This window comes from Falsiroseomonas sp. E2-1-a20 (assembly GCF_051433195.1).
GTDB lineage: Bacteria > Pseudomonadota > Alphaproteobacteria > Acetobacterales > Acetobacteraceae > Falsiroseomonas.
This window is the reverse complement of sequence record NZ_JBHMFT010000157.1, coordinates 1-1,169: the sequence shown is the minus strand read 5'-3', so window position 1 is coordinate 1,169 and position 1,169 is coordinate 1. Positions and strand designations below refer to the sequence as shown.

At 65.8% G+C, this 1,169-nt stretch carries 1 protein-coding gene; it reads left to right on the top strand.

Annotated elements, in window-relative coordinates; genetic code table 11:
- Window positions 1–88 precede the first annotated feature (88 nt).
- A protein-coding gene (locus ACFHPP_RS31090) for an IS630 family transposase (protein WP_437167090.1) occupies window positions 89–1,152 on the top strand; the annotation gives its coding sequence in 2 pieces (ribosomal slippage) (window positions 89–581 and window positions 581–1,152; 1,065 coding nt in all).
- Window positions 1,153–1,169 lie beyond the last annotated feature (17 nt).

Here is a 1,169-nt window from a genome sequence, read left to right as displayed (position 1 = left end):
ATACCAGCTCCCACGGGCTGTGACTCACGGGGGGATTCCCTGACAAGAGGTGGGTGTGGTTGAATCTGGTGAGCACCGGAGGCCCACCATGGCGCGCGCCCTTGCTTTGCGTTCCGACTTCAGCGCCGCTGAACTACGGCGCCTGGCGCGGCGGAGTAGGGACGCTGCTCAGGCCCGTCGTCTGCTGGCTTTGGGTGCGATCTACGACGGCGGCACGCGCTCGGAGGCGGCGCAGCTGGGGAACGTCACCCTGCAGATCGTCAGGGACTGGGTGGTGCGCTTCAACAGCGAAGGACCAGACGGGCTGCGCGACCGCAAGGCGACGGGTCCGATGCCGCGATTGAGCGACGCACACCGCCAGGCGCTCGCCGCGCAGATCGACCACGGCCCGATCCCGGCGATCCACGGCGTGGTGCGCTGGCGGCTGTGCGACCTTGGTCAGTGGCTGTGGGAGGAGTTCCGCGTCTCGGTCTCTATGCAGACGCTGAGCCGTGAAGTGCGTTCTCTCGGCTACCGCAAGCTCACGGCGCGGCCGAAGCATCATGCGCAGGCGGACGGCGCCATCAACACATTTAAAAAAAGTTCCCCGCCACGCTGGCAGGCATCGCGCGCGAGCAGGGCCTCGGTCTAGACGCGGTAGAGATCTGGTTTGCCGACGAAGCCCGCATCGGCCAGAAGAACGGTATCACTCGCCGATGGGCGCGGCGCGGGACCAGGCCCTCCGCGCCGCAGGACCAGCGCTACGCGTCGACCTACATCTTCGGCGCCGTCTGCCCGCACCTGGGCAAGGGAGCGGCCCTGGTCTTGCCCTTCTGCAACACCACCGCGATGAACTTGCACCTGGCCGAGATCAGCGAGACGGTCGGCACAGCCAAGCACGCCGTGCTGCTGCTCGATCAGGCCGGGTGGCACCTCTCGGGCGATGTCGCCGTGCCGGACAACATCACCCTGCTGCCGCTGCCGCCGAAATGCCCGGAGCTCAACGTCATGGAGAACATCTGGCAGTTCATGCGCGACAACTGGCTCTCCAACAGGGTCTTTCAGGACTACAACGACATCGTCGAACACTGCTGCCACCACTGGAACCGCCTCATCAACCAGCCCTGGCGCATCATGTCCATCGGCATGCGCCAATGGGCGCATGGGTTCTGATCCGCGAGAACTGGTAT